The 20306-nt window shown below is 42.1% G+C and carries 24 protein-coding genes, 1 other RNA gene and 2 pseudogenes; 18 read left to right on the top strand and 9 right to left on the bottom strand.

Annotation, left to right across the window (positions count from 1 at the left end):
* Positions 1-424: 424 nt before the first annotated feature.
* Positions 425-1830 (bottom strand): annotated as a pseudogene (gene uxaC, locus ROSEINA2194_RS03260) (glucuronate isomerase).
* A gap of 31 nt (positions 1831-1861) precedes the next feature.
* Positions 1862-2872, bottom strand: coding sequence for a LacI family DNA-binding transcriptional regulator (locus tag ROSEINA2194_RS03255; protein ID WP_044927098.1), 1011 nt, complete (start codon positions 2870-2872; stop codon positions 1862-1864).
* Between the two features lie 375 nt (positions 2873-3247).
* Between ROSEINA2194_RS03255 and eno the strand changes: the two genes are divergently transcribed.
* Positions 3248-4624, top strand: coding sequence for a phosphopyruvate hydratase (eno, locus tag ROSEINA2194_RS03250; protein ID WP_007883347.1), 1377 nt, complete (start codon positions 3248-3250; stop codon positions 4622-4624).
* Positions 4625-4628: 4 nt separating this feature from the next.
* Here the strand turns inward: eno and ROSEINA2194_RS03245 are convergent, their stop codons facing one another.
* The 7 genes from ROSEINA2194_RS03245 to ROSEINA2194_RS03220 all read right to left on the bottom strand — a co-directional run bounded on the left by ROSEINA2194_RS03245 (position 4629) and on the right by ROSEINA2194_RS03220 (position 9562).
* Complete coding sequence (locus ROSEINA2194_RS03245) at positions 4629-5693, bottom strand: type IV pilus twitching motility protein PilT (protein ID WP_044927097.1); 1065 nt, start codon at positions 5691-5693, stop codon at positions 4629-4631.
* A gap of 25 nt (positions 5694-5718) precedes the next feature.
* Complete coding sequence (locus tag ROSEINA2194_RS03240) at positions 5719-6168, bottom strand: hypothetical protein (RefSeq protein WP_172727041.1); 450 nt, start codon at positions 6166-6168, stop codon at positions 5719-5721.
* Between the two features lie 54 nt (positions 6169-6222).
* Positions 6223-6681: a hypothetical protein gene (locus ROSEINA2194_RS19575; protein WP_049887974.1), complete on the bottom strand. Its 459-nt coding sequence runs from the start codon at positions 6679-6681 to the stop codon at positions 6223-6225.
* 18 nt (positions 6682-6699) lie between these two features.
* Complete coding sequence (locus ROSEINA2194_RS03230) at positions 6700-7191, bottom strand: DUF4860 domain-containing protein (protein WP_044927090.1); 492 nt, start codon at positions 7189-7191, stop codon at positions 6700-6702.
* Between the two features lie 354 nt (positions 7192-7545).
* Positions 7546-7932, bottom strand: a complete 387-nt coding sequence (locus tag ROSEINA2194_RS21700) for a type II secretion system F family protein (RefSeq protein ID WP_007883336.1) — start codon at positions 7930-7932, stop codon at positions 7546-7548.
* A 29-nt stretch (positions 7933-7961) separates the two neighbouring features.
* Positions 7962-8573 carry a type II secretion system F family protein gene (locus tag ROSEINA2194_RS21695; protein WP_007883335.1) on the bottom strand — a complete coding sequence of 204 codons (612 nt, stop codon included), beginning with the start codon at positions 8571-8573 and terminating at the stop codon, positions 7962-7964.
* Between the two features lie 17 nt (positions 8574-8590).
* Entirely contained in the window at positions 8591-9562 is a 972-nt protein-coding gene (locus ROSEINA2194_RS03220) for a transglutaminase-like domain-containing protein (protein WP_044927088.1), read from the bottom strand.
* A 260-nt stretch (positions 9563-9822) separates the two neighbouring features.
* On the opposite strand from ROSEINA2194_RS03220, the gene ROSEINA2194_RS03215 reads away from it, so the two are divergent.
* From ROSEINA2194_RS03215 to ROSEINA2194_RS03175, 17 genes and pseudogenes are all read left to right on the top strand, one after another.
* Positions 9823-10629: an AfsR/SARP family transcriptional regulator gene (locus ROSEINA2194_RS03215; protein WP_007883331.1), complete on the top strand. Its 807-nt coding sequence runs from the start codon at positions 9823-9825 to the stop codon at positions 10627-10629.
* 63 nt (positions 10630-10692) lie between these two features.
* Entirely contained in the window at positions 10693-11061 is a 369-nt protein-coding gene (locus tag ROSEINA2194_RS19570; RefSeq protein ID WP_172727040.1) for a diguanylate cyclase domain-containing protein, read from the top strand.
* 15 nt (positions 11062-11076) lie between these two features.
* Complete coding sequence (locus ROSEINA2194_RS20105) at positions 11077-11517, top strand: hypothetical protein (protein WP_007883329.1); 441 nt, start codon at positions 11077-11079, stop codon at positions 11515-11517.
* Between the two features lie 56 nt (positions 11518-11573).
* Positions 11574-11750 carry a hypothetical protein gene (locus tag ROSEINA2194_RS20845; protein ID WP_021922535.1) on the top strand — a complete coding sequence of 59 codons (177 nt, stop codon included), beginning with the start codon at positions 11574-11576 and terminating at the stop codon, positions 11748-11750.
* Between the two features lie 65 nt (positions 11751-11815).
* Positions 11816-12055, top strand: a complete 240-nt coding sequence (gene secG / locus ROSEINA2194_RS03205; RefSeq protein WP_007883327.1) for a preprotein translocase subunit SecG — start codon at positions 11816-11818, stop codon at positions 12053-12055.
* A 99-nt stretch (positions 12056-12154) separates the two neighbouring features.
* The gene (gene rnr / locus ROSEINA2194_RS03200; protein ID WP_007883324.1) at positions 12155-14341 is read left to right on the top strand and encodes a ribonuclease R; all 2187 of its coding nucleotides are present in this window, start codon (positions 12155-12157) and stop codon (positions 14339-14341) included.
* Positions 14342-14432: 91 nt separating this feature from the next.
* Positions 14433-14900: an SsrA-binding protein SmpB gene (gene smpB / locus ROSEINA2194_RS03195; RefSeq protein WP_007883322.1), complete on the top strand. Its 468-nt coding sequence runs from the start codon at positions 14433-14435 to the stop codon at positions 14898-14900.
* Between the two features lie 63 nt (positions 14901-14963).
* Positions 14964-15305, top strand: a transfer-messenger RNA (tmRNA) gene (ssrA, locus tag ROSEINA2194_RS20100).
* Positions 15306-15528: 223 nt separating this feature from the next.
* Positions 15529-15669 (top strand): annotated as a pseudogene (locus ROSEINA2194_RS24005) (phage minor capsid protein); the annotation flags it as partial.
* 6 nt (positions 15670-15675) lie between these two features.
* Entirely contained in the window at positions 15676-16020 is a 345-nt protein-coding gene (locus ROSEINA2194_RS19565; protein WP_252832543.1) for a hypothetical protein, read from the top strand.
* Complete coding sequence (locus ROSEINA2194_RS19560; RefSeq protein ID WP_217284407.1) at positions 15977-16231, top strand: hypothetical protein; 255 nt, start codon at positions 15977-15979, stop codon at positions 16229-16231. Before ROSEINA2194_RS19565 ends, ROSEINA2194_RS19560 begins: the two co-directional genes overlap by 44 nt.
* On the top strand, positions 16232-16468 hold the full coding sequence (locus tag ROSEINA2194_RS03185) for a hypothetical protein (protein ID WP_007883317.1): 237 nt from the start codon (positions 16232-16234) through the stop codon (positions 16466-16468). It abuts the gene before it with no gap.
* Positions 16469-16531: 63 nt separating this feature from the next.
* The gene (locus tag ROSEINA2194_RS23435) at positions 16532-16732 is read left to right on the top strand and encodes a cysteine-rich KTR domain-containing protein (protein ID WP_156333902.1); all 201 of its coding nucleotides are present in this window, start codon (positions 16532-16534) and stop codon (positions 16730-16732) included.
* Between the two features lie 451 nt (positions 16733-17183).
* Positions 17184-18347 carry an ImmA/IrrE family metallo-endopeptidase gene (locus ROSEINA2194_RS03180; RefSeq protein ID WP_007883316.1) on the top strand — a complete coding sequence of 388 codons (1164 nt, stop codon included), beginning with the start codon at positions 17184-17186 and terminating at the stop codon, positions 18345-18347.
* Positions 18341-18481: a DUF4411 family protein gene (locus ROSEINA2194_RS20095; RefSeq protein ID WP_007883315.1), complete on the top strand. Its 141-nt coding sequence runs from the start codon at positions 18341-18343 to the stop codon at positions 18479-18481. Before ROSEINA2194_RS03180 ends, ROSEINA2194_RS20095 begins: the two co-directional genes overlap by 7 nt.
* A 162-nt stretch (positions 18482-18643) precedes the next feature.
* Positions 18644-18823 carry a hypothetical protein gene (locus ROSEINA2194_RS21685; protein WP_007883313.1) on the top strand — a complete coding sequence of 60 codons (180 nt, stop codon included), beginning with the start codon at positions 18644-18646 and terminating at the stop codon, positions 18821-18823.
* A gap of 35 nt (positions 18824-18858) precedes the next feature.
* Positions 18859-19992 carry a sensor domain-containing diguanylate cyclase gene (locus ROSEINA2194_RS03175; RefSeq protein WP_252832542.1) on the top strand — a complete coding sequence of 378 codons (1134 nt, stop codon included), beginning with the start codon at positions 18859-18861 and terminating at the stop codon, positions 19990-19992.
* Positions 19993-20306 lie beyond the last annotated feature (314 nt).

Here is a 20306-nt window from a genome sequence, read left to right as displayed (position 1 = left end):
TTATGAATCGCACCACAAAATCTGCAATTTACGTTATGGAACTTTGGTTGGCTTTGATTTCTGCCGCTCGTAACGTAGATTGACGGATTTTCACAACCTGGATATTGCATGCAACACAGTCTTGGACAAATAAAAAATAGAACTGATTTGTTTTCTAGGATTTTTGGTAGCGGCCGGTCCTTAGAAAGCAGACATTGCGATTTCAAAAGACAATGTAATTGGATTTTGAAATCACGATGGATGCTTTCTTAGTACCGCTGCCAGCGACAACAAGCGGAAGCGCTCCTGAAAACAAACAGTTCTATTTTTTATGTTTATAAATACTTTGTTGGCATGCAATACAACATAACCTCAGGAAATCCGTAACACCACCAGTAAGCGGCAGTTCGTAATTCCATAATACATCCTTCTCCTTAAATAAAAATTATTTTGCTAACTCTAAATTAAAATTAAAGTAGTTTACAGCATTGTTATAAGAAATTCCACGTACGATTTCCTCGAGAGTCTCGTAATCAGCCGGATATTCCCCGTTTTCTACCCATGTGCCAATCAGATTGCAGAGGATTCTTCTGAAATAATCGTGGCGTGTGTAAGACAAAAAGCTTCTGGAATCTGTTAACATTCCAACAAAACCGGAAAGGTTTCCAAGATTTGCAAGGGAGATCATCTGGTCAGTCATGCCGGTCTTATGATCGTTGAACCACCATGCGGAACCCTGCTGGATCTTGGCAACAGCAGTGGAATCCTGGAAACAGCCAAGGATCGTACCGATGGACTGGTTATCGTTTGGATTTAAGCTGTATAAAATGGTTTTTGGAAGCTCGTCTGTACTGTTTAATGCATTTAAGAAATCTGCCATCTCAGAAGATGGAGCATAGTTATTGATGCAGTCGTAACCGGTATCAGGACCAAGTTTGTTGAACATTGGAGTGTTGTTGTCACGTTTGCATCCATAATGAAGCTGCATTACCCAGTTTCTCTTAGCGTACTCTTTTCCAACAAAAAGCATAAATGCTGTTTTGAAAATGATTTCTTCCTCTTTTGTGATGGAAGCTCCACCAAGACGTTTTGCAAAAATAGATTCTACAGTCTCAGCAGAAGCAGGAGCGTACATCACATACTCTAAACCGTGGTCGGATACCGAACATCCCATGGAAGCAAAGAAGTCCATACGTTTTTTTAATGCCTCACATAAAGAAGCAAAGGAATCTACCTTGATGCCGGAAACGTCAGATAAAGTCGCAAGGTAATCAAGATAAGTTGGTTTTTCGATATTCATTGCTTTATCAGGACGCCATGCCGGAAGAACCTGAACGTCAAAGCTATTGTCCTCAGCAATTTTTTTGTGCCACTCTAAGCTGTCAACAGGATCGTCTGTTGTGCAGATTAAAGTTACATTGGACTGTTTGATGATATTGCGGACAGACATGGATGGATCTGCAAGCTTTTCGTTACAGAGATTCCAGACTTCCTCCGCAGTTTTTTGTTTAAAACACCGTTGTATCCGAAATATTTCTGTAATTCGAGATGGCTCCAGTGGAAAAGTGGGTTTCCGATTGCTTTTCCTAAGCATTCAGCCCATTTGAAGAATTTCTCTTTGTCTGGAGCTTCTCCGGTGATGTAATACTCATCCACACCGCAGGAACGCATAAAGCGCCATTTGTAGTGGTCGCCGCCGAGCCATACCTGAGTGATGTTTTCGAACTGGCGGTCCTCGTAAATTTCCTGTGGATTGATATGGCAGTGATAATCTAATACAGGTGTTGTCGCTGCATAATCAAAATATAATTTCTGAGCTGTTTCGTTGGAAAGAAGAAAATTCTTGTCCATAAATGGTTTCATAATAATGTCCTCCTAAAAGTTAAAATAATGTTGTTCCTCGTTTTATGATTTTTCCAGAGAAAATCGATTTTTTTGGCATTTCCTCTCCGGCTAAAACACCGAGCAATGTCTGGACTAACTGGTGTGTCAGGGTTTCTAAACGGTTGTCGACAGAGGTTAATTCCGGCGTACAGCAGTTTGTCAGCATGGAATTGTTATATCCCATAACCGATAATTCTTCCGGGATACGTATCCCTTTTTTCTGTGCATATTTGATACTGCCGATCGCAAGGGAATCATCTGAAGTCATGATGCCATGAAAGGACGTACCTTTTGTTGCAATGCGGGCCACAAAATCGGCAACCTCATTCAGATGTTCGATATTACCGTCATAAAAGTGGATCAGCTTTTCAAACCCCGGAATATTGTACTCTTTCATTGCGTCGCAGAATCCGTGAAGCTTCTTTAAACCGCTGTAGGATTTGGAATCATATAGATACAGGATATCCGTGATGCCTGACTGGATCATTTCGGTGGCAGCCTCAAACATGGTTCCATAATCATCACAGAGTGTACTGTAAACATTCGGATGATCAAAGGAAGCGTTTAACAGCATGATCGGAACCTGTGTGGAAACATCCTTAATATACTGGTTCTCATCCTCGTTGAAACCGATGAAGTGCGAACCTACCAATATAATGCTGTCCACCTTTTTGGAAAGAATCAAATTAAGGTAATTCTTCTTGATGTCCGGATTATAACCGGTACAACATAAAAGTGATTCGTATCCGTTCGCCTGTAATTCCTGCTCCAGAAAGTAGACTGCCTTTGCGAGAAAAAGGTCAGACGAGTCTGCACAGAGAATACCGATCGTTTTTAAGGAATGCAGTCCCATGCCGCGGGCAAAAGCATTTGGAGTGTAATCGTATTTGTCGATGACATCCATGACTTTTTTCCGGGTGGATGGGCGGACGTTTTCACTGCCATTTAAAACACGTGATACAGTGGCGATGGAAACACCGGCTTTTTTTGAAATGTCGTAAATTGTCATTGCCATAGTAAATCCCCTGAAAAATGTACTCCATGTAAGAAATGGATTTTCTTACACTATAATAAAGCTGCTGGTGTATTATAAAAATGAAAGCAGTTACACCACAATCACGAATATTATACATCAAGCAAAAAATAAAGCAACAAAAGAAATGACAAAAATAATAAAAATGTTAAAATAAATACGTGCAATATCAACAAAAATATGCGAAATATACAAAATAATCAAAAATATATATTGACGAAAATGAGAAATGTGTAAGAATACATAATGTAAACGCTTACATAACCAAAACAGATGTATCAGAAAAATTACATAATATGAAACAGCAAAAGACATACTATTCCAAAAAGCAGTTCATGCAAGGAGGAAAGTATGTCTTTATTTATTAAAATCATTGATGTTCATGCAAGGGAAATTTTAGATTCCAGGGGAAATCCGACGGTCGAAGTGGAAGTGACCGCCGAGACAGAGACAACCGGAAAAAAGATCACGGCGCGCGAGTCCGTTCCATCGGGCGCAAGCACCGGACGTTTTGAGGCGATCGAGCTTCGGGATGGAGAAGAACGGTATTTTGGGTTGGGTGTCCGGAAAGTAGTGGATCACGTCAACCAGAAGATCAGGGAAAAACTCATTGGCTTTAATGTGCTCGATCAGGCAGGAATCGACCGCATCATGGTGGAAGAGGATGGCACGGATAATAAGGGGAATCTTGGTGCAAATGCAATTCTTGGTGTTTCCATGGCGTGTGCCAAAACCGCGGCAAAAGCATTAGAACAGCCGTTGTACCGTTATCTCGGAGGAACGGCAGCACACATTCTTCCGGTTCCGATGATGAATGTCATCAACGGTGGAGTGCATGCAAAAAATTCCATTGATTTTCAGGAGTTTATGATTATGCCGGTGGGAGCACTCGATTTTCATGACGGACTCCGTATGGGAGCAGAAATCTATCATTTCCTACGTCAGATCTTAAACGAGGAGAGATTAAGCACTGCAGTCGGGGACGAGGGCGGATTTGCACCGGATGTCAAGGACACCAGGGAAGTATTCCGCTATTTACAGAAGGCGGTGGAAAAGGCAGGCTATCACGTAGGGGATGACGTGGTATTTGCCATGGACGCAGCGGCAAGTGAACTGTATGACGAGGAGACGGGATTATACATTTTCCCGGGAGAATCCAGAGCGGCAGGAAAAGAGCCGGAAGAGGGAGCCGGAGAAGGCTCTGCAAAGGACTATTGTAAAGACAGTGTGAAGCGGAGTGCGGATGAAATGATCGCTCTGTATGAAGAACTGATCGAAGAATTTCCGATTGTGTCGATCGAGGATGGTTTATTCGAGGATGACTGGGAAGGCTGGCAGAAAATGACAAAACGCATTGGCGGCAGAGTCCAGCTTGTAGGGGATGACCTTTTTGTGACAAATCCAAAGCGGATTAAATGCGGAATTGATTTAAACGTCGCAAATGCAGTTCTCATTAAAGTAAATCAGATCGGAACCGTCACAGAAGCAATGGAGGCGATTGAGATGGCAAAATGTGCTGGTTATCAGGCAGTGATCTCCCATCGTTCCGGGGAGACCGAGGATGCCTTTATCGCAGATCTTGCGGTGGCAGTGAATGCCGGACAGATCAAGACCGGTGCACCGTGCAGAGGAGAACGAACCGCCAAATACAATCAGTTACTCCGTATTGAGGAAGAGTTAAAAGAATCTGCAAGATATGGGAAAGCCGAGATAATCCGAAGGAAATAGGAGCCTAAATGGCTCCTGTTTTCTTGCTCATCATTTCCGGGTTGGAAGCATTTGCAAGAGCAGTTTTTTTATCGATGATGCCTTTTTGATAAAGGCGGAAAATACTGGTATCCATCGCTAACATATTCTCGTTCGTGGAGGTGTAGATCATGCCGTCAATCTGATGTGTTTTACCTTCACGGATGATGTTACGGATGGCGGGCGTTAACACCATGATTTCAAAAGCCGGAACCATTTTTCCATCCGTGGTCGGGAGCAGACGCTGGGATACGACTGCGTGTAATACCATAGAGAGCTGTACCGCTACCTGATGCTGCTGAGCAGCTGGAAATGCATCGATGATTCGATCGATGGTATTGGCAGCCCCGATGGTGTGAAGCGTTGAAAAAATCAAATGTCCGGTTTCGGCAGCAGTCATGGCTGTATTGATCGTCTCATAATCACGCATCTCACCGAGCAGGATCACGTCCGGGCTCTGACGAAGGGAAGCGCGCAGAGCTGTGAGATAATTTTCAGTGTCGGTGCATATCTCACGCTGGCTTACGATACTTTTTTTATGGGTGTGCAAGTATTCTAATGGATCTTCCAATGTGATGATATGGGCTTCCTGCTCGGTGTTGATCTTGTCGATCAGGCAGGCTAATGTCGTTGATTTTCCACCACCAGCAGGACCGGTGACGAGCACCATTCCCTTGTTGGTGTTGGCAAGTTCCATCACAGCATCCGGGATCATCAGTTCACTTGGCTGTGGCAAAGTGAATGTGATGATTCGGATGACGGCGGAGTAAGAGCCACGCTGTTTATAAGTGCTGACACGGAATCTTGACACTCCCACAATGGCAAAAGAAAAGTCGTCGTCACCGGTTGTCTCAAATTGGGAAATATCGCGGTGGTCAGCAAGTTCATAAATCGCTGTGACAAAGTCGCGGCACATATCCGGTTTCATGCGTTCTTCCTGATAAGTATGCATCTTTCCGCTTACTTTGTATGTCAGCGGACGGCCTGCGACAACAAAGATATCGGATGCATGCTCTTTTGTGATATTTTCTAAAATTTCTCTGACGTTCATATTCATAACCAAACCTTTCTTATAATTAATTTCCCTGATACAGATGAAGTGAGTCATCGTCAATCACAGGTTCATTGTTCGTGACGGTCTGCCACTGTGTGACTTTATAAAATTCATCTCCGGGATGTTCCGGATAAAGGAGTTCTAATGTAACATAAAGATTCTGCACATCGTTGATCGTAACCTGAAATGTGCAGGTTGGACAATTACCTACAATCGTAGGCGATTCCGCGGTCAGCGTATCTTCTGTTTTCAGTTCCGGTATCAGATCAGCAGCCTTTTCAAAAAAAGTCTGACTGTCATCACAGTTTGCGTAAAGGTCTGCGAGTGCCAAATCTAATTGCTGCAGATAGTTCCTTGCAGCAGTATCTGCTTCGTAATAGGCGGTTGTTTTTTCTGCAACCTTAAGACTTAATCTGTAATCTGAATTTGCAGTGATCAGAGAGAGCGTCGCAAAAGTCACCAGACATAACATGGTAAAAACCATCAGGATGGATGAAAAACCGATATGGATAAATCCTTTTTTTGCTTATTCATACTGCATACCTCCTGTTGTGCTTAGGGAAATTGGCTGATAGCAGGAAGCTGACAGTTCATAAAGTGTTTCAGCAGTGCTGGTATCCAAAAAGGTGATGTGGATGGTGGCAAGCTGATCCGGTAAAAAATCTACCGTTGCCCGATAAACAGCGTTTTGTTTTCCACAGGCAAGAAAATCCCTGTCATAGTAGATCAAAATCGTTGTGTCCAGACTCATGGATTCCGGATAGATGGAACTTAGGGTTTCCTCCGGGGAATCCGTACTCTGGCAGATTTCTGCGATCGACGTGCATGCGGTCACTGCCTGATGCAGTTTTTCTGTGCTTTTCGAGAGCTGATATCCTTTGAAAAATATCTGTACACAAAATGTTGCAAGAATCGAAAAAAACAGAATATTTAAAATAATCTCCATCAAAAAGAGACTGGATTTTGAGTGGCGGTATTGATTCATGAAAACTCCTTTTGCAAATTACGATTGTTTTGCATTCAGTGAGATATAAAGCGGATAGGTGTATCCGGTCGTATCCGTAATGGTAAAGCAGTAAAGATTTGAGCTGACCATATCAATGGCAAGTGCCTTGGTTTCAATGATTTTCTGCCCATCTCCCGGTAAAACAGTTGTTCCATCGGAAACTGTGATCTCACGGAGATATCCGTCGTAACAGTAGATATAGGTTGTGTAGATCGTGTCATTCACAGTCTCAGATAAGGCGATGGCAGGAAAGGCACCGATGGATGTGACTGCGACAGAACCCGCCACATCATTTTGATTCATTTTTTCTTCCAGATAAGAGGATACGGTACGGGTCTCATAATTTGCGGTCATGCTGTCTGCAATCGAATGATATTGTTTTGCTCCGATGGAGACAACTAAAAATGCAGTGGCGGCAAAAAGCGCCAGCAGTGCAAGCAGGAAGACACGGTCGATCGTATGCTCCGGTGTTTTCTTTAATTCAAGCATAAAATCAGTTCCTTTTAATAATAGTGACATCCGGTCTTAAATTTGAGCCGATGTACTGATAGTCGATCAGATACTGGTCAGGATCATAGGTCAGACCATAATGTGTGGTGAGATAAGCAATGTCAGGTGGATAACTGCCCTCTAAAGCATAGCATTGTGTGATCGTCCGGGTGACTGCTTTTTCTAAAATGGTTGTCTGCTCGGATTCATTGGAAAGGCGGATGCGGTCAGCTACAAAACCAAATACAAAAAAGTGTCAAAGCAAGAAGAACGACAGAACACAATAGCTGTTTATATTTTTTTTCTTTTTTGTTTCAATCGTATCATAAAAGAACCTCACTTTTCCTGTTACTTTCAGCCGATACTTGACATAATGCCAATGAGAGGCAGAAGGAAAGAAATCAAAATGAGTCCTATGAAAATGGACAGGATAATGACTAAGGTTGGCTCTAATACAGAGATGAACCCTGCAATCTGCCGGTCAGTTTCCTCCTCATATTCCTCAGAAATTTGGTGCATGACTTCGTCCATGGAACCGGTGCGGAAAGCGATCGTGATCATGGAAGTATAGATCTTACTGAAAATACCGGACGTTAAGACCGCCTCGGCAAATCCCCTGCCGGAAGCAGTCAGGTCGCGGCACTTCTTGATGCGGGAAGCCATGTAAGGATTGTCTACAAGCTGTTCTGCGAGCATAAGTCCCTGATCCGTATCGAGTCCGCTGCTTAATGCAAGTGCCATGCAGTTTGCAAAGCGGCTGGCAGCGGTGCTTAATGCAAGGGGTCTTTTTTGAAGAATTTTTGCCCTGCGTCAGATTTTGAAATAAGAAAAATGCCTGCGGCAGCTGCGATCAGAACGATCACAATGACAAACAGATACTGGTTCAATGCATCTGAAAATCTCATCATCGCTCCGGCAAATCCGGTCAGGTCACTTCCTAATTCCATATAGATCTGATGAAAAACAGGAAGTACTTTGGCAATCAGCACCAGAATGACGGCAAGCATCATGGCAATCATGAGCAGCGGATATGTGACGGCATTTTTAATGCTGTTTTGGATGCTTTCTTCCCTTTTATAATATCCGGTCAGTGCATTTAATACCTCTTCGAGTTTGCCCGCAAGTTCACCGATCCCGATCATATCCAGAACATATTTGGGAAATACATTTGTTTCCCTTAAGGCATCACAGAAAGAACTTCCATGATCGAGGGAATTGCTGATAACAGATAAAATTTCGGCAGTTTCTTCTTCCGGTGCGTCCTCCTGCAGAATGGAGATTCCTTCATAGATGGGAATCCCGGCAGAAACGATCATGGAAAGCTGGTCACAGAATGCTGCGATCTCAAGGTTGCCCAGCATCTGCTGTTTCTTTTTCTTCATAAGAGAAAAACCTCCTGTTAATAGACATACTTTGTAATGTATTCATCTGTCTGGGTAAGAAAATCTTTTGGATCGGAACTTGTGGAAGCAAAAGTCGGATCCATTAGTTTCCAATCATTTCCATCGAATTCAATAATTCCGTTTACCCAGCCTTTATCTTTGATATAAGTACTGATCCATGCGTGGTAGACATCACCCATATAACCTACTTCAAGGCGGGTGGGAATCCGCTCACACCGGAGCATGGAAGCCATGACAGCGGCGTAATCAAAACAGATCCCGGTCTGACTGGCAAGGACATCATCCACATCAGGCAGATAGCCGCTCTGCACAGATGCAGCTTTGTCATAATCATAAGTAAAATTCGTGATAATATAATTATAGACATTTTCAATTACTTCCAGATCATCATTGGCAGATGCAGAAAGTTCCATGGCTTTGGAGATGACTTTGGAGTCTGCTGAAAAGTTTACATACTGGTTTGCGTACAGATATGGACCAAATTCATCCTGGATCGTCACATCAATTGCCTGCGTAAAAAGGGTGGAATAACTGGTTCCCTCAATATTTTCAAATACGCCGACGGTGTAGGAACCGCTTCCGGAAGTGAGGGGAAAGGTTTCATAACCATCATGTAAATTATATGTGTAAGTGATCTCATCAGAACCTGTGATCTGCAATTTGACTTTGGAGTTGGAACCGGAGTAGGAAACCATAAGATAGCCTTCTTCCGTATGGGAGGCATCCACTGTAACGGAATCATTCCCATAGGTAACGGTGCCGTCTGCACTGCCTGTCAGTACAACAGGAGTATTGTCCCGGGATCCGGCAGCAGCTGTGGTGGCCGGAGAGGAATCCTTCGCCACAGTATCGGAGGATGCTGCAGAAGGTTTTTCGGCACTTTCGTTACTGCCACAGGAACAAAGGGTAAGGCAGACACACAGGAGCATTGGAAGTAATATGAAACGTCCCTTTGTTCTGGGGGTCATATTGTTTCTCCTTAAATATTCTTTCTCGGTGTAGCGCGGGCCACTAAGATATACCTCGGACTGCATGCAGGCATGCATCGATGATACCGTTTGACCCTTTGATCATATTATAGTGTATGAAAGATAAAAAGAAAATGATAAAAATACGAAAATCGGGAAAAATGTCAAAAAAAGTAAAAGGATTTCTTTTCATGAAATGAAAGAATATGGTATGATATTACAGATGAACTGGAAAAAAATGACAGATAACGGAGGTACATATGAAAAAATCCGTTTTAAAAGTACAGATGTTTGGAACTTATTCGATCGAATATGAGGGAAATCCGGTTTCATTTGAGCGGAATACCACAACAAAGACAAACCAGTTAATGCAGATTTTATTGCAGGCGGGAGAGAAGGGCGTTACAAGAGCAAAACTTTTGTCAGACCTCTTTGGCAATGAAGAGATGTCGAATCCGGCAAACAGCCTCCGGGCAACTGTGTTTCGCCTGCGCAGGCTTTTAGCGGCAGCCGGACTGCCGGAAGACGAGTATGTGACGATCAGAGGGGGAAGTTATTACTGGACTTCCGGGATCCCTTATGAACTGGATGCGCACCGGTTTGAGACTTTGCTGGATAAGGCTGGGAAGGAAAATGACCCGGAGAAGAAAAAGTCTTATATAGAAGAAGCATGTGAACTGTATCGCGGGGAATTTCTGCCGCAGCTTGGTGCAGAAGGATGGGCAGTTGTTTTAAATGTCTATTATAAAAATCTTTTTTCAAATGCCATGCGCACATTATGCCAGATTTTAAAAGATGAAAAAGATTACCAAAAACTTTATCACTGTGCAGAAAAAGCAGCGGTCATCTATCCGTTGGAGGATTGGCAGATCTGGCAGATGGACAGTCTCATTGCGATGGACAGGCAGGATGAAGCGATGGTGCTGTATGAGACGACAACGGAGCTTTTATATAAGGAACTGGGACTCACACCGTCCGATCAGATGAAAGAACGCTTCCGGCAGTTAGAAGTGTACCAGCATGATAAAGCGGATCATGTGAATGAGATCCAGGAGGGATTAAACTAGGGAGAAAAAGACGATGGAGCTTTTTTCTGCAGTTATCTTTCTTTTATGGAAGGATACCGGTATGTGCAGAGAGTGATTGAGCGTTCAGGGCAGTCTGCCTATCTTCTTTTGTGTACGATGACGGATGGAAAAGGAGTTCCGTTGGAGAAAGGAGAACGCCTTGGCAAGGTTGCAGAGGAACTGGAACAGGCAATCCGTAATTCTCTCCGGCGTGGGGATATGTTTACCAGATACAGTGATAATCAGTTCCTGATGCTGCTTTTAGGAATCAGGCAGGAGGATTGTGCCATTGTTGTGGAAAGAATTAATGGATATTTTGAGAAAGCATCCAGAAAGAATTATTTAAAATATAGCACAGCGCCAATCTCGGAGATCAGGGAGGCAGATGACTGTGCGCATTTTCACAATATGGATTCCATGTGGGGAGAGTAAGGAGCAGATTCATTTATGACAATTGAAAAATCATTGCCGAATATGGTTATGGTATGTGTGGACGGTGTGGAAAATGGGGACATCTATGGACGATACTTTCATCGGTATAAAAAAGAAGAAACATTTTTTCCGGATTCTGCCACGCTGGTTATAGAAATGGAACGATTTTACGACGCCATCGGTTATCCGCAGGCGGCTACAAAAACGAGAAAATTTATGGAACGCAAAGGCGGGAGGATTCCTGCAAAAGAGCACATGGCTGTCATTTCCGACAGTCAGGCTTTGATACAGCTCCGCGGAAACCTCGCAACATTTCTTGTCGGTGTAACTTCCAGACAAAATGCAAGCTGGCAGGGAGATGTGGTCTGGATGGAGCAGAAAATCCGAAAGCATTTTTGCAGCGATATGGAACTGGTCGTATTTGTGGATGACGCGGTGAAAAAAAGCGAACTGTAACGTTTTTTTTAACGCATTCTGTGATAATATATACAAAAGAGAAAAAGGTGGCAATTATGGCTGAGAATCAAAAGGGAACATTTATTGTAAAAATCAATCATACCGACAATGCAAGCTGGCAGGGACAGGTGACCTGGGCAGATAAGAATATCACGAAAAATTTTCGCAGTACCTTGGAACTGATCAAGCTGATGGATGGCGCAATCACATCAGAGGAAACAAAAAACAGTTGAAAATATGGCGGGTATGTGTTATACTGCTTGAAGTTGTGAGTTTATAACCGTAGGAGGAAAATAAAGTGGCAGTTTTAAAAATAATCTTAACAGTTGTTTTTATTATAATCAGTATTGCATTGACAGTTATCATTTTAATGCAGGAAGGTAAGTCAGCAGGACTTGGAGCGATCGCCGGAGCAGCTGATACTTACTGGGGCAAGAACAAAGGACGTTCCATGGAGGGAAGACTGGTAACAGGAACCAAGATTCTGGTTGTCTTATTTGTTGTGATTGCTGCTGTATTGAATCTGGGAATTTTTTAAGAAACGCAAAAGACTGTCGTGAATACGACAGTCTTTTTTTTGCCATTCTATTATCAGAATATTAAAAATGATCGTATACTATAGGAAAATGGAGAAGTTATGAACAAAGAATTATTACAGGAACGAAAGAAAATGATCTATGATTTCATCTGTGATGAACTCTATGTGCCGATGAAGGCAAAAGAGATGGCAATTGTATTAAATGTGCCGAAATCACAGCGCGGGGAATTATTGGAAGTGTTAGACGCACTCACTGCAGATGGAAAAGTAGAGATATCCGGCAGGGGAAAATATGTAAAATCAGAGGGAAAATATCTGACAGGCGTTTTTACTGCACATCCGAGAGGGTTTGGTTTTGTGACTGTGGAGGGAGAGGAAGAAGATATTTTCATCCCGGCTGCACAGACGAACGGAGCGCTTCATAAGGATACCGTCCAGATCACGCTGTCAAAAAACAGCAGTGGAAAGCGCAAAGAGGGAACGGTGACAAAGATTTTATCCAGAGGAACAGAGCAGCTTGTCTGCACTTATGAAAAAAGTAAAACCTTTGGATTTGCAGTGCCGGACAATCCAAGATTTGCGCAGGACATTTTTATTCCGCTGGAGCGGTCAAAGGGAGCGGTTTCCGGGCACAAAGTTGTGGTGGAGATCACAGATTATGGAAAAAACGGCAAAAAGCCGGAGGGAAAAGTCGTCGAGATTATCGGACATATCAATGATCCGGGGACAGATATCATGTCCATTGTGAAGGGATATGATCTCCCGGTGGAGTTTTCCCAAAAGATCATGAAACAGGTGGAAAATGTATCGAATGAAGTCAGTGCTGCGGACATGGCGGGGCGCATGGATCTGCGAGACTGGCAGACGGTCACAATCGATGGGGAGGACGCAAAAGACCTTGATGATGCGATCACGCTCACAAAAGAGGGAGATCTTTATGAACTTGGAGTCCACATTGCCGATGTATCCAACTATGTGCAGGAGAGCAGCGCACTCGACGTGGAGGCGCTCAAAAGAGGAACGTCCGTGTACCTTGTCGACCGCGTGATACCGATGCTTCCGCACAAACTGTCAAATGGAATCTGTTCGCTGAATGCAGGAGAGAACCGTCTGGCGTTAAGCTGTATCATGAAGATCGATGAAAAAGGAAATGTGATCGACCACACCATTGCAGAGACCGTCATAAAAGTGGACAGGCGCATGAGCTATACCAGTGTGAAAAAAATCTTAGAAGAACATGACGTGGCAGAGATCGAAGAGTACAAAGAACTTGTGCCGATGTTTGAGCGGATGAAGGAGCTTGCTGCAATATTACGGAAGAAACGAATGAAGCGTGGCTCAATCGATTTTGATTTCCCGGAAACAAAAATCATTCTGGATGAGCAGGGAAAACCGGTCGACATCAAACCGTATGACAGGAATGTTGCGACGAAGATCATCGAGGATTTTATGCTCATTGCCAACGAGACGGTGGCGCAGGACTATTTCTGGCAGGAACTGCCATTTGTATACCGGACGCACGATAATCCGGACACCGAAAAAATCAAAAAATTAGGAACCTTTATCAACAATTTCGGCTACACGATCCATATCGGACAGGATGAGATCCATCCGAAGGAATTGCAGAAATTATTGATGAAAATTGACGGTACACCGGAGGAGGCTCTGATCAGCCGCCTGACACTGCGTTCCATGAAACAGGCAAAATACACGACAGTCAGTACCGGGCATTTCGGACTTGCCACAAATTATTACTGCCATTTCACTTCACCGATCCGCCGTTACCCTGATCTGCAGATCCACAGGATCATCAAGGACAACCTGCGCGGCAGGATGAACCAGAAACGGATCGAACATTATGACAGTATTCTGCCGGAGGTTGCAAAACATTCCAGCGAGATGGAGCGGAGAGCAGATGAGGCGGAGCGCGAGACAGATAAACTCAAAAAAGTGGAATACATGGAAGAACGTATTGGTCAGGTGTTTGAGGGCGTTATCTCCGGCGTGCAGGAGTGGGGATTCTATGTAGAACTTCCGAACACGGTGGAAGGACTGGTGCATGTGACGTCTCTGACCGATGATTTTTACCATTACGAGGAGTCGTCCTATGAGATGATCGGGGAGCGCACGAACAAACACTATAAGCTCGGTCAGAAGGTCAAAGTGATCGTGGCGGATACAGACAAAATCATGCGCACTATCGATTTCCGTGTTGTGCGGGATGATGTGGAACCGGATGAAGCGGTCAAGGACGAGGCATCTGTTTTGTCGAAGATGACAGATTAAATTTTTATAAAATTTGTATTTTTTAACCAGAAGTTTATTGCGAAAGATAAACTTCTGGGTTATACTGTAACAGCAGCAGGAGGTAAGGATCATGGCAAAGCAGGAAATCAAGTTAATAGCGAATAACAAGAAGGCTCACCATGATTATTTTCTGGAGGAAAAATACGAGGCAGGTGTGGAACTTCACGGCACAGAGGTAAAGTCTCTGCGCATGGGAAAATGCAGCATCAAAGAAGCATTTGTCCGCATTGAAAAGGGCGAAGTGATCATATACGGAATGCATATCAGTCCCTATGAAAAGGGCAATATCTTCAACAAAGATCCACTGAGACCGAAGAAACTTCTGATGCATAAGTCAGAGATCCGCAAACTTGTCGGCAAGATTGCAGAGCAGGGCTATACGCTTGTCCCGGTGGAAGTTTATTTCAAGGGAAGCCTTGTGAAAGTACAGATCGCTCTTGCAAAAGGTAAAAAACTCTACGACAAGAGACAGGATATCGCCAAGAAGGATATGCGCCGCGAGGCGGAGCGTGATTTTAAGATCCGCAACCTTGGTTAGAGAGAAACCGTCCGCGGTTTCACGGAGCATCCGGTATGGATGCATCCGGCAATTAGAAAATATGGGCTTGTAATGGTTTCGACAGGGATCATGAAGCTGGAGAAGCGAGTCGCACGGGATGCGTCAAATTCCACAATTAAAATTAAACGCTGAAGATAATTTAGCATACGCTGCCTAATTTGGCAGCAGTCTGACCCAGAGCACCTACACTTTGGAACCCAGGCTTCGACTATGTAGGAAACGACATCAGCAAAGCTTTGAGCTGTTGGGCGTATCATGAAGCTACTGAAAGCATTCGGTTGTTTGTTCCTGGATGCCGGAGGGAATGTCTAAGGATAAACTAAACTCGTAGAAGGACAGGGGATTGGTTTTTGGACACGGGTTCGATTCCCGTCAGGTCCACTATCAAAAAAAGTGCCTGAAATCTTAGAAAATAGTTGATTTTTCTGGGGTTTCAGGCATTTTTTTATGGTTCGGATATTTGTTGAAATTATATTGTATTTGTCAAATAAATGCACTTTTTTGTCATGGATTTTGTCATGACAAATTTAAGGAATATTGTTGAATAGTTCATATCCAGATTTTGTCAAAGAAACAGGATATGGAATAGTGACCGGATCAAAGGACAATCGGTGGAAAGACCTATACTTATTATGAATCCACGCAGAAACAGCGTCAAATGGAGCGGCAGATCAGAGCCACCAAGAGAGAAATCGAAGCAACAAAAAGTATCGGCGGCGATGCACAGGATTTGCAGAATAAATTGCGTGGACAGATGGCAGATTACAAAAGCTTTTCAAAGGCTGCCGGGTTGAAAGAACGGGATAATCGACTTAGAGTAGAGAGTGGAAGCAGTACTCTGAAATCTACAAAGGCATATCAGAATGCTGTTAATATGAAAAATGCCGGGGCACTTTCAAATAAAACAGATCCGTTTGGTAGAAAAAGGGAAAAACATGCAATAAGTTATTATGAAGAAATAAGAAATCGAAGAAGTGATTATGTAATAAAACGGATATCTAAAAATGGTGGGGTTTCTGAAAAAGCTGCAAAGAATATATATGAACATGTATTTTGTGGAAAAACATATATTTGCAGATGGTACAGAAAGACAATTTGATCCGGATTATGATATGTCTGAGTCATTTCGAAGAATTTTAGAAGGAAAAAATATAAAACCACATGATATCACAATGTTGAGACATGAAAATCTTGAATTAAATCTCATGAAGAAGTACAATATGGTGCATGAGGATGCGCATTCTCTGGCTGAACAAAAATATAACTATAAAAAAGAATTAGATGAATTTCTGGAAAGGATAGGTGGTTAAATGCTGCTTTTAAAGTTGTTGGAAGAATCAGATTCAGAAGTAGTGTACAGCTACTTCCCTGAAAAGAAAAAATATTTTGGAATTGTAAAAATTAATAAGATAACAGGAGAGATTATTGATGTTCAGACAGCAGATAATGACTTGCATAAGCGGTACATGCATCATGCAGTATCTAAAATTATCAGTTTTTGTGAAAAAGGTGATTTTCCAAAAGAAGAGATGGTTTCTTGGTATTGAGTGTAAAAGGCAATAGAGATAATAAATTATAAGCCAAACATATGTTTGTTTTATGTTGCTAATATGCAAAAAATATCATATAATACCACTAGGGGTGATATATTGAATCCTAGTAGATTTATCTGGTATCCTTGTCCGAAGTGTGGAAGCCACCTTTTGGCAATCAATAAAGATACCGAGGTTAAAAATTTGCCGTGCAAATGCAAGCACTGCAAACGAGAAAGTTTAATAACGATAGAGCCGATTAGTCAAGTCTTAAATTAGGACTTGATTGATTGGCTCTTTTTAATGCCACAGATTGATGTAATGGCAACATAAAGGTTTGCAGAGTGGCAATTTTTTTTCTGCAGAAGATAATCAGGCCATCAGCAGATTTAAGAAATCATAATAGCGAGATTTCAAGATAGTGCAAGGAAGAAAACGAAGCGGTTATCATTACTGTGAATGGTTCGTCTTTCACCTCACGTTGTCCACTAAAAGTGGTGGAAACGAACGGTTGTCCAACCGCGCAAATGAAGGAAAAGTGTGGCTCGGGTAAATTAAGAATAGATTCAGCTGTGCTTGAATCAGACCCGAAATTGAAAAGCAAGAAAGAATGCAGTGGGAGAAAAAGGATAATTAGAAAATTTGTTTGAAGAACAGCATTTTTTAGGTGTAATGATAGAAAGTTTCTGTTATAATAATACCATGGCATTGATGGGAAGGAGGCGATTTTATGCCAGCAGTAAATGTTAATATTCAGCCGGAAATAATACGTTGGGCGTTAAGTCAGACACAGAAAGAAAAACTTGGCGATACGTTAATGAACAATATTATTCAGTGGCTTAATGGCACAAAGACTCCTACCTTTAAACAGATAGAGGATTTTAGTAAAAAAGCGAATATTCCTTTGGGGTATTTCTTCCTACAGACACCTCCTGTAGAGCAGATGGAACTGTTGGAATACCGGACAGTTGACAGTATTCAGCTTGTAAATCCAAGCCGTAACCTAATAGACACAGTTCACGAAATGGAAAATATTCAGGACTGGATGAAAGATTACAGGCAGGAACTAGGGTTTGAGGTACTTCCGATAGTGGGATGCATGAAGGATGTCAGGGATGCTCAGTCAATTGTGGACAGAATCCGCAAAGACTTGGAATTAGACACAACATGGTATGAGAAATGCAGAAATTCCAGAGAAGCATTTGGTTTTATCAGAGGACAGTTGGAGACATGCGGCGTTATTGTGATGATGAATGGTGTCGTAGGCAAGAATACACATAGGGCATTGGATATAAATGAGTTCAGGGCATTTACGATGGTAGATGAATGGGCACCTCTTGTTTTTATCAATGCGGCAGATTCTAATGGAGCACGTTTGTTTTCGCTATTACATGAGGCTGCTCACATTTGGCTTGGAGTAGACGATTTGTATAATGACAGACATAATCGCATAAATGGTGTGAGTGTCGTAGAAATCATGTGCAATGCAGTGGCAGGCGAGCTGCTTGTGCCAAAATCTGTTTTTCTGGGTAAATGGGACGATGATGAAGAAGATATTTATGCGGTTATTACAGAACTGGCAGGATATTTTCGATGTGGTGAAAGTGTGATTGCAAGGAAGGCATTAGACTGCAAAAAGATAACAAAGGATATATACAATAAAATAGTGCAGACGGCAATCGACAATTATAATCAGATGAAAGAGAATCGGGAAAAATCTGGAGGAAACTATTACAACACAATGGGTTCTCGTTTAGATGGGAACTTTGTAAAAGCATTATGCGAGAGTATTAGTATGGGAAGAACTTCTTATACGGAGGCGTATCGTCTGACCAACACCAGCCGCAAGACATTTTCAGAGGTTGCGCAGCATTTTGGAGGTATGGAATGGTAGAAGAAAAATTTTTAATTGATTCCAATTCATTTATGACACCATACAGACAATATTATGCATTTGATTTAGTGCCGACCTATTGGAAGGAATTAGCGAAACGTCTGGATACCGGAAGAATGATGATACAATCATAAGAACACGGGAAGATAAAATGAATTTTGTAAGGTTCTTGATGGAAAAAGATAAGGAAAAGCAGTTATCCGAATACATTTGGAATGGAATCAATACATTTTATAAAATATATGAAAATGAAACAATAAGAGGTTAGACATATCAAATACAGGAAAGAGAAAGCGATGAAAGAAGTAAAAGATATATGGCAGTTTTTTGAAAATATGAATGAATATGTGTATGCCACAGATATAGAAACGCATGAGATTGTATACATGAACCGGAAAACACTGCAGGCATATGGTTTACAATCACTTGAAGATGCAAAAGGAAAAAATGCTATGAAATATTACAGAAAACATTGATTCCTTGTGGTATGTGCAACAATGACAGGCTGAGTGTGGGCGAATTTGAAGAATGGCATTACTATAATCCAATCATTGACCGTTATCTGATGTTAAAGGATACGTTGATCGAGGACTCTTCCAATGGGAAAAAATATCGTGTTGAACTTGGTGTAGATATCAGCGAAAAACGCACACAGGACGGCGTAATCCAAAAATATCAGAACATGGAATTTATGATCAACGAAGGTCTGCGCGTTGCACTTCAGACGGCAACGCCGGAGCAATCGATCGAAGTTATTCTGGAATATCTGGGCAACTCGTTGAATGGGGAAAGAACCTATATTTTTGAGCGCAACGAGCGGGGCAGGGATGATAATACCTACGAGTGGGTTGCGGAAGGCATTTCGAGGGAAAAAGAAAATTTGCAGGATATTCCTCCGGAAATCTGTGCGCACTGGTATCGGATGTTTCAGGAGGGAAAGTTTATTGTCTTTAAGGATCTTGAGGAAATCAGGGAAAGCGATCCTTTACAATATGAGAATTTGAAGCGTCAGAACATTCATTCACTTGTGGTTGTTCCTTTGTATGATGATGGGAAAGTAATTGCTTTTTACGGTGTGGATAATCCGCCGCCTCCATCATTGGAGTATGCATCTAATATGCTTCAGATTATGGGACATTTTCTGGTGTCATGTATCAAAAGAAGGAATCTGATGAGCCTGTTGGAGAATATGAGCTATAAAGATCAGCTTACAAAACTCGGAAACCGTTTCGCAATGGAAAAATATATCAATGAGATTGACGCAGAAAAGAGCATAGGCGTTGTTTATTGTGATATCACAGGATTGAAACGTGTGAACGATTCGATGGGGCATGAGGCTGGGGATCAGTTGATTCTTCGTGCCTGCGACAGTCTGAAAAAAGCATTTGGAGAGTACGGTTTGTTCCGTATCGGTGGAGATGAACTGCTTGCGCTGTGTGCAGGAATTGAACATGCGGCATTGATGGAACGCATTGGGCTTTTAAAAGAATGCATGAAACAAAATAATGTAAATATGGCAGTGGGAGAAATATGGCGTGAAAAATACCAGACAGGATTAGATACATTACTGCAGGAATCTGAAAAGAGAATGTATGCAGATAAAGCAGCATATTATAAAAGAACCGGAATTGATCGCAGAAAATAGCAGATATTCGGGTGTTTCAAAAAGTTCTATCTTCGGATGGAACTTTTTCTTTGGCTCTTTTTATAAAAGAGAAAATAAAAATATAAAAAAAGTACTTGACGAAAAGAAAATGCTATGGTAACATTCTGTCTTGTCCACGGAACATAAATGTTTTGAAAATTAGAACAATTTATGGAAAAGTCTGAAAAAATAAATTTAAAAAAGTTGTTGACAGATAAAAATAACTGTGGTATAACAAATAAGTCGCTTGAACAAAGCGGAAACAACAAAGAACATTGATAACTGAACAGTGAATAACCTTGAAAGATTTTGAA

The sequence above is a fragment of the Roseburia inulinivorans DSM 16841 genome (genome assembly GCF_000174195.1).
Classification (GTDB): domain Bacteria; phylum Bacillota; class Clostridia; order Lachnospirales; family Lachnospiraceae; genus Roseburia; species Roseburia inulinivorans.
This window is presented reverse-complemented; position numbering and strand designations above follow the sequence as displayed.

What these genes read in the sequence shown, in the direction of transcription:
- ROSEINA2194_RS03240 (WP_172727041.1), bottom strand. Translation starts at nt 6,168, where the DNA reads ATGTTATGTCTGGTGACTTTTGCGACGCTCTCTCTGATCACTGCAAAT.
- ROSEINA2194_RS03180 (WP_007883316.1), top strand. Translation starts at nt 17,184, where the DNA reads ATGCCAGCAGTAAATGTTAATATTCAGCCGGAAATAATACGTTGGGCG.
- eno (WP_007883347.1), top strand. Translation starts at nt 3,248, where the DNA reads ATGTCTTTATTTATTAAAATCATTGATGTTCATGCAAGGGAAATTTTA.
- ROSEINA2194_RS03185 (WP_007883317.1), top strand. Translation starts at nt 16,232, where the DNA reads ATGCTGCTTTTAAAGTTGTTGGAAGAATCAGATTCAGAAGTAGTGTAC.
- ROSEINA2194_RS20845 (WP_021922535.1), top strand. Translation starts at nt 11,574, where the DNA reads ATGGCTGAGAATCAAAAGGGAACATTTATTGTAAAAATCAATCATACC.
- ROSEINA2194_RS19575 (WP_049887974.1), bottom strand. Translation starts at nt 6,681, where the DNA reads ATGAATCAATACCGCCACTCAAAATCCAGTCTCTTTTTGATGGAGATT.
- ROSEINA2194_RS23435 (WP_156333902.1), top strand. Translation starts at nt 16,532, where the DNA reads ATGCAAAAAATATCATATAATACCACTAGGGGTGATATATTGAATCCT.
- ROSEINA2194_RS20095 (WP_007883315.1), top strand. Translation starts at nt 18,341, where the DNA reads ATGGTAGAAGAAAAATTTTTAATTGATTCCAATTCATTTATGACACCA.
- ROSEINA2194_RS21685 (WP_007883313.1), top strand. Translation starts at nt 18,644, where the DNA reads ATGAAAGAAGTAAAAGATATATGGCAGTTTTTTGAAAATATGAATGAA.
- ROSEINA2194_RS03245 (WP_044927097.1), bottom strand. Translation starts at nt 5,693, where the DNA reads ATGAACGTCAGAGAAATTTTAGAAAATATCACAAAAGAGCATGCATCC.
- ROSEINA2194_RS19565 (WP_252832543.1), top strand. Translation starts at nt 15,676, where the DNA reads ATGGCAGATTACAAAAGCTTTTCAAAGGCTGCCGGGTTGAAAGAACGG.
- rnr (WP_007883324.1), top strand. Translation starts at nt 12,155, where the DNA reads ATGAACAAAGAATTATTACAGGAACGAAAGAAAATGATCTATGATTTC.
- ROSEINA2194_RS21700 (WP_007883336.1), bottom strand. Translation starts at nt 7,932, where the DNA reads ATGGCACTTGCATTAAGCAGCGGACTCGATACGGATCAGGGACTTATG.
- ROSEINA2194_RS03230 (WP_044927090.1), bottom strand. Translation starts at nt 7,191, where the DNA reads ATGCTTGAATTAAAGAAAACACCGGAGCATACGATCGACCGTGTCTTC.
- ROSEINA2194_RS03255 (WP_044927098.1), bottom strand. Translation starts at nt 2,872, where the DNA reads ATGACAATTTACGACATTTCAAAAAAAGCCGGTGTTTCCATCGCCACT.
- ROSEINA2194_RS21695 (WP_007883335.1), bottom strand. Translation starts at nt 8,573, where the DNA reads ATGAAGAAAAAGAAACAGCAGATGCTGGGCAACCTTGAGATCGCAGCA.
- smpB (WP_007883322.1), top strand. Translation starts at nt 14,433, where the DNA reads ATGGCAAAGCAGGAAATCAAGTTAATAGCGAATAACAAGAAGGCTCAC.
- ROSEINA2194_RS03215 (WP_007883331.1), top strand. Translation starts at nt 9,823, where the DNA reads ATGAAAAAATCCGTTTTAAAAGTACAGATGTTTGGAACTTATTCGATC.
- ROSEINA2194_RS03220 (WP_044927088.1), bottom strand. Translation starts at nt 9,562, where the DNA reads ATGACCCCCAGAACAAAGGGACGTTTCATATTACTTCCAATGCTCCTG.
- ROSEINA2194_RS20105 (WP_007883329.1), top strand. Translation starts at nt 11,077, where the DNA reads ATGACAATTGAAAAATCATTGCCGAATATGGTTATGGTATGTGTGGAC.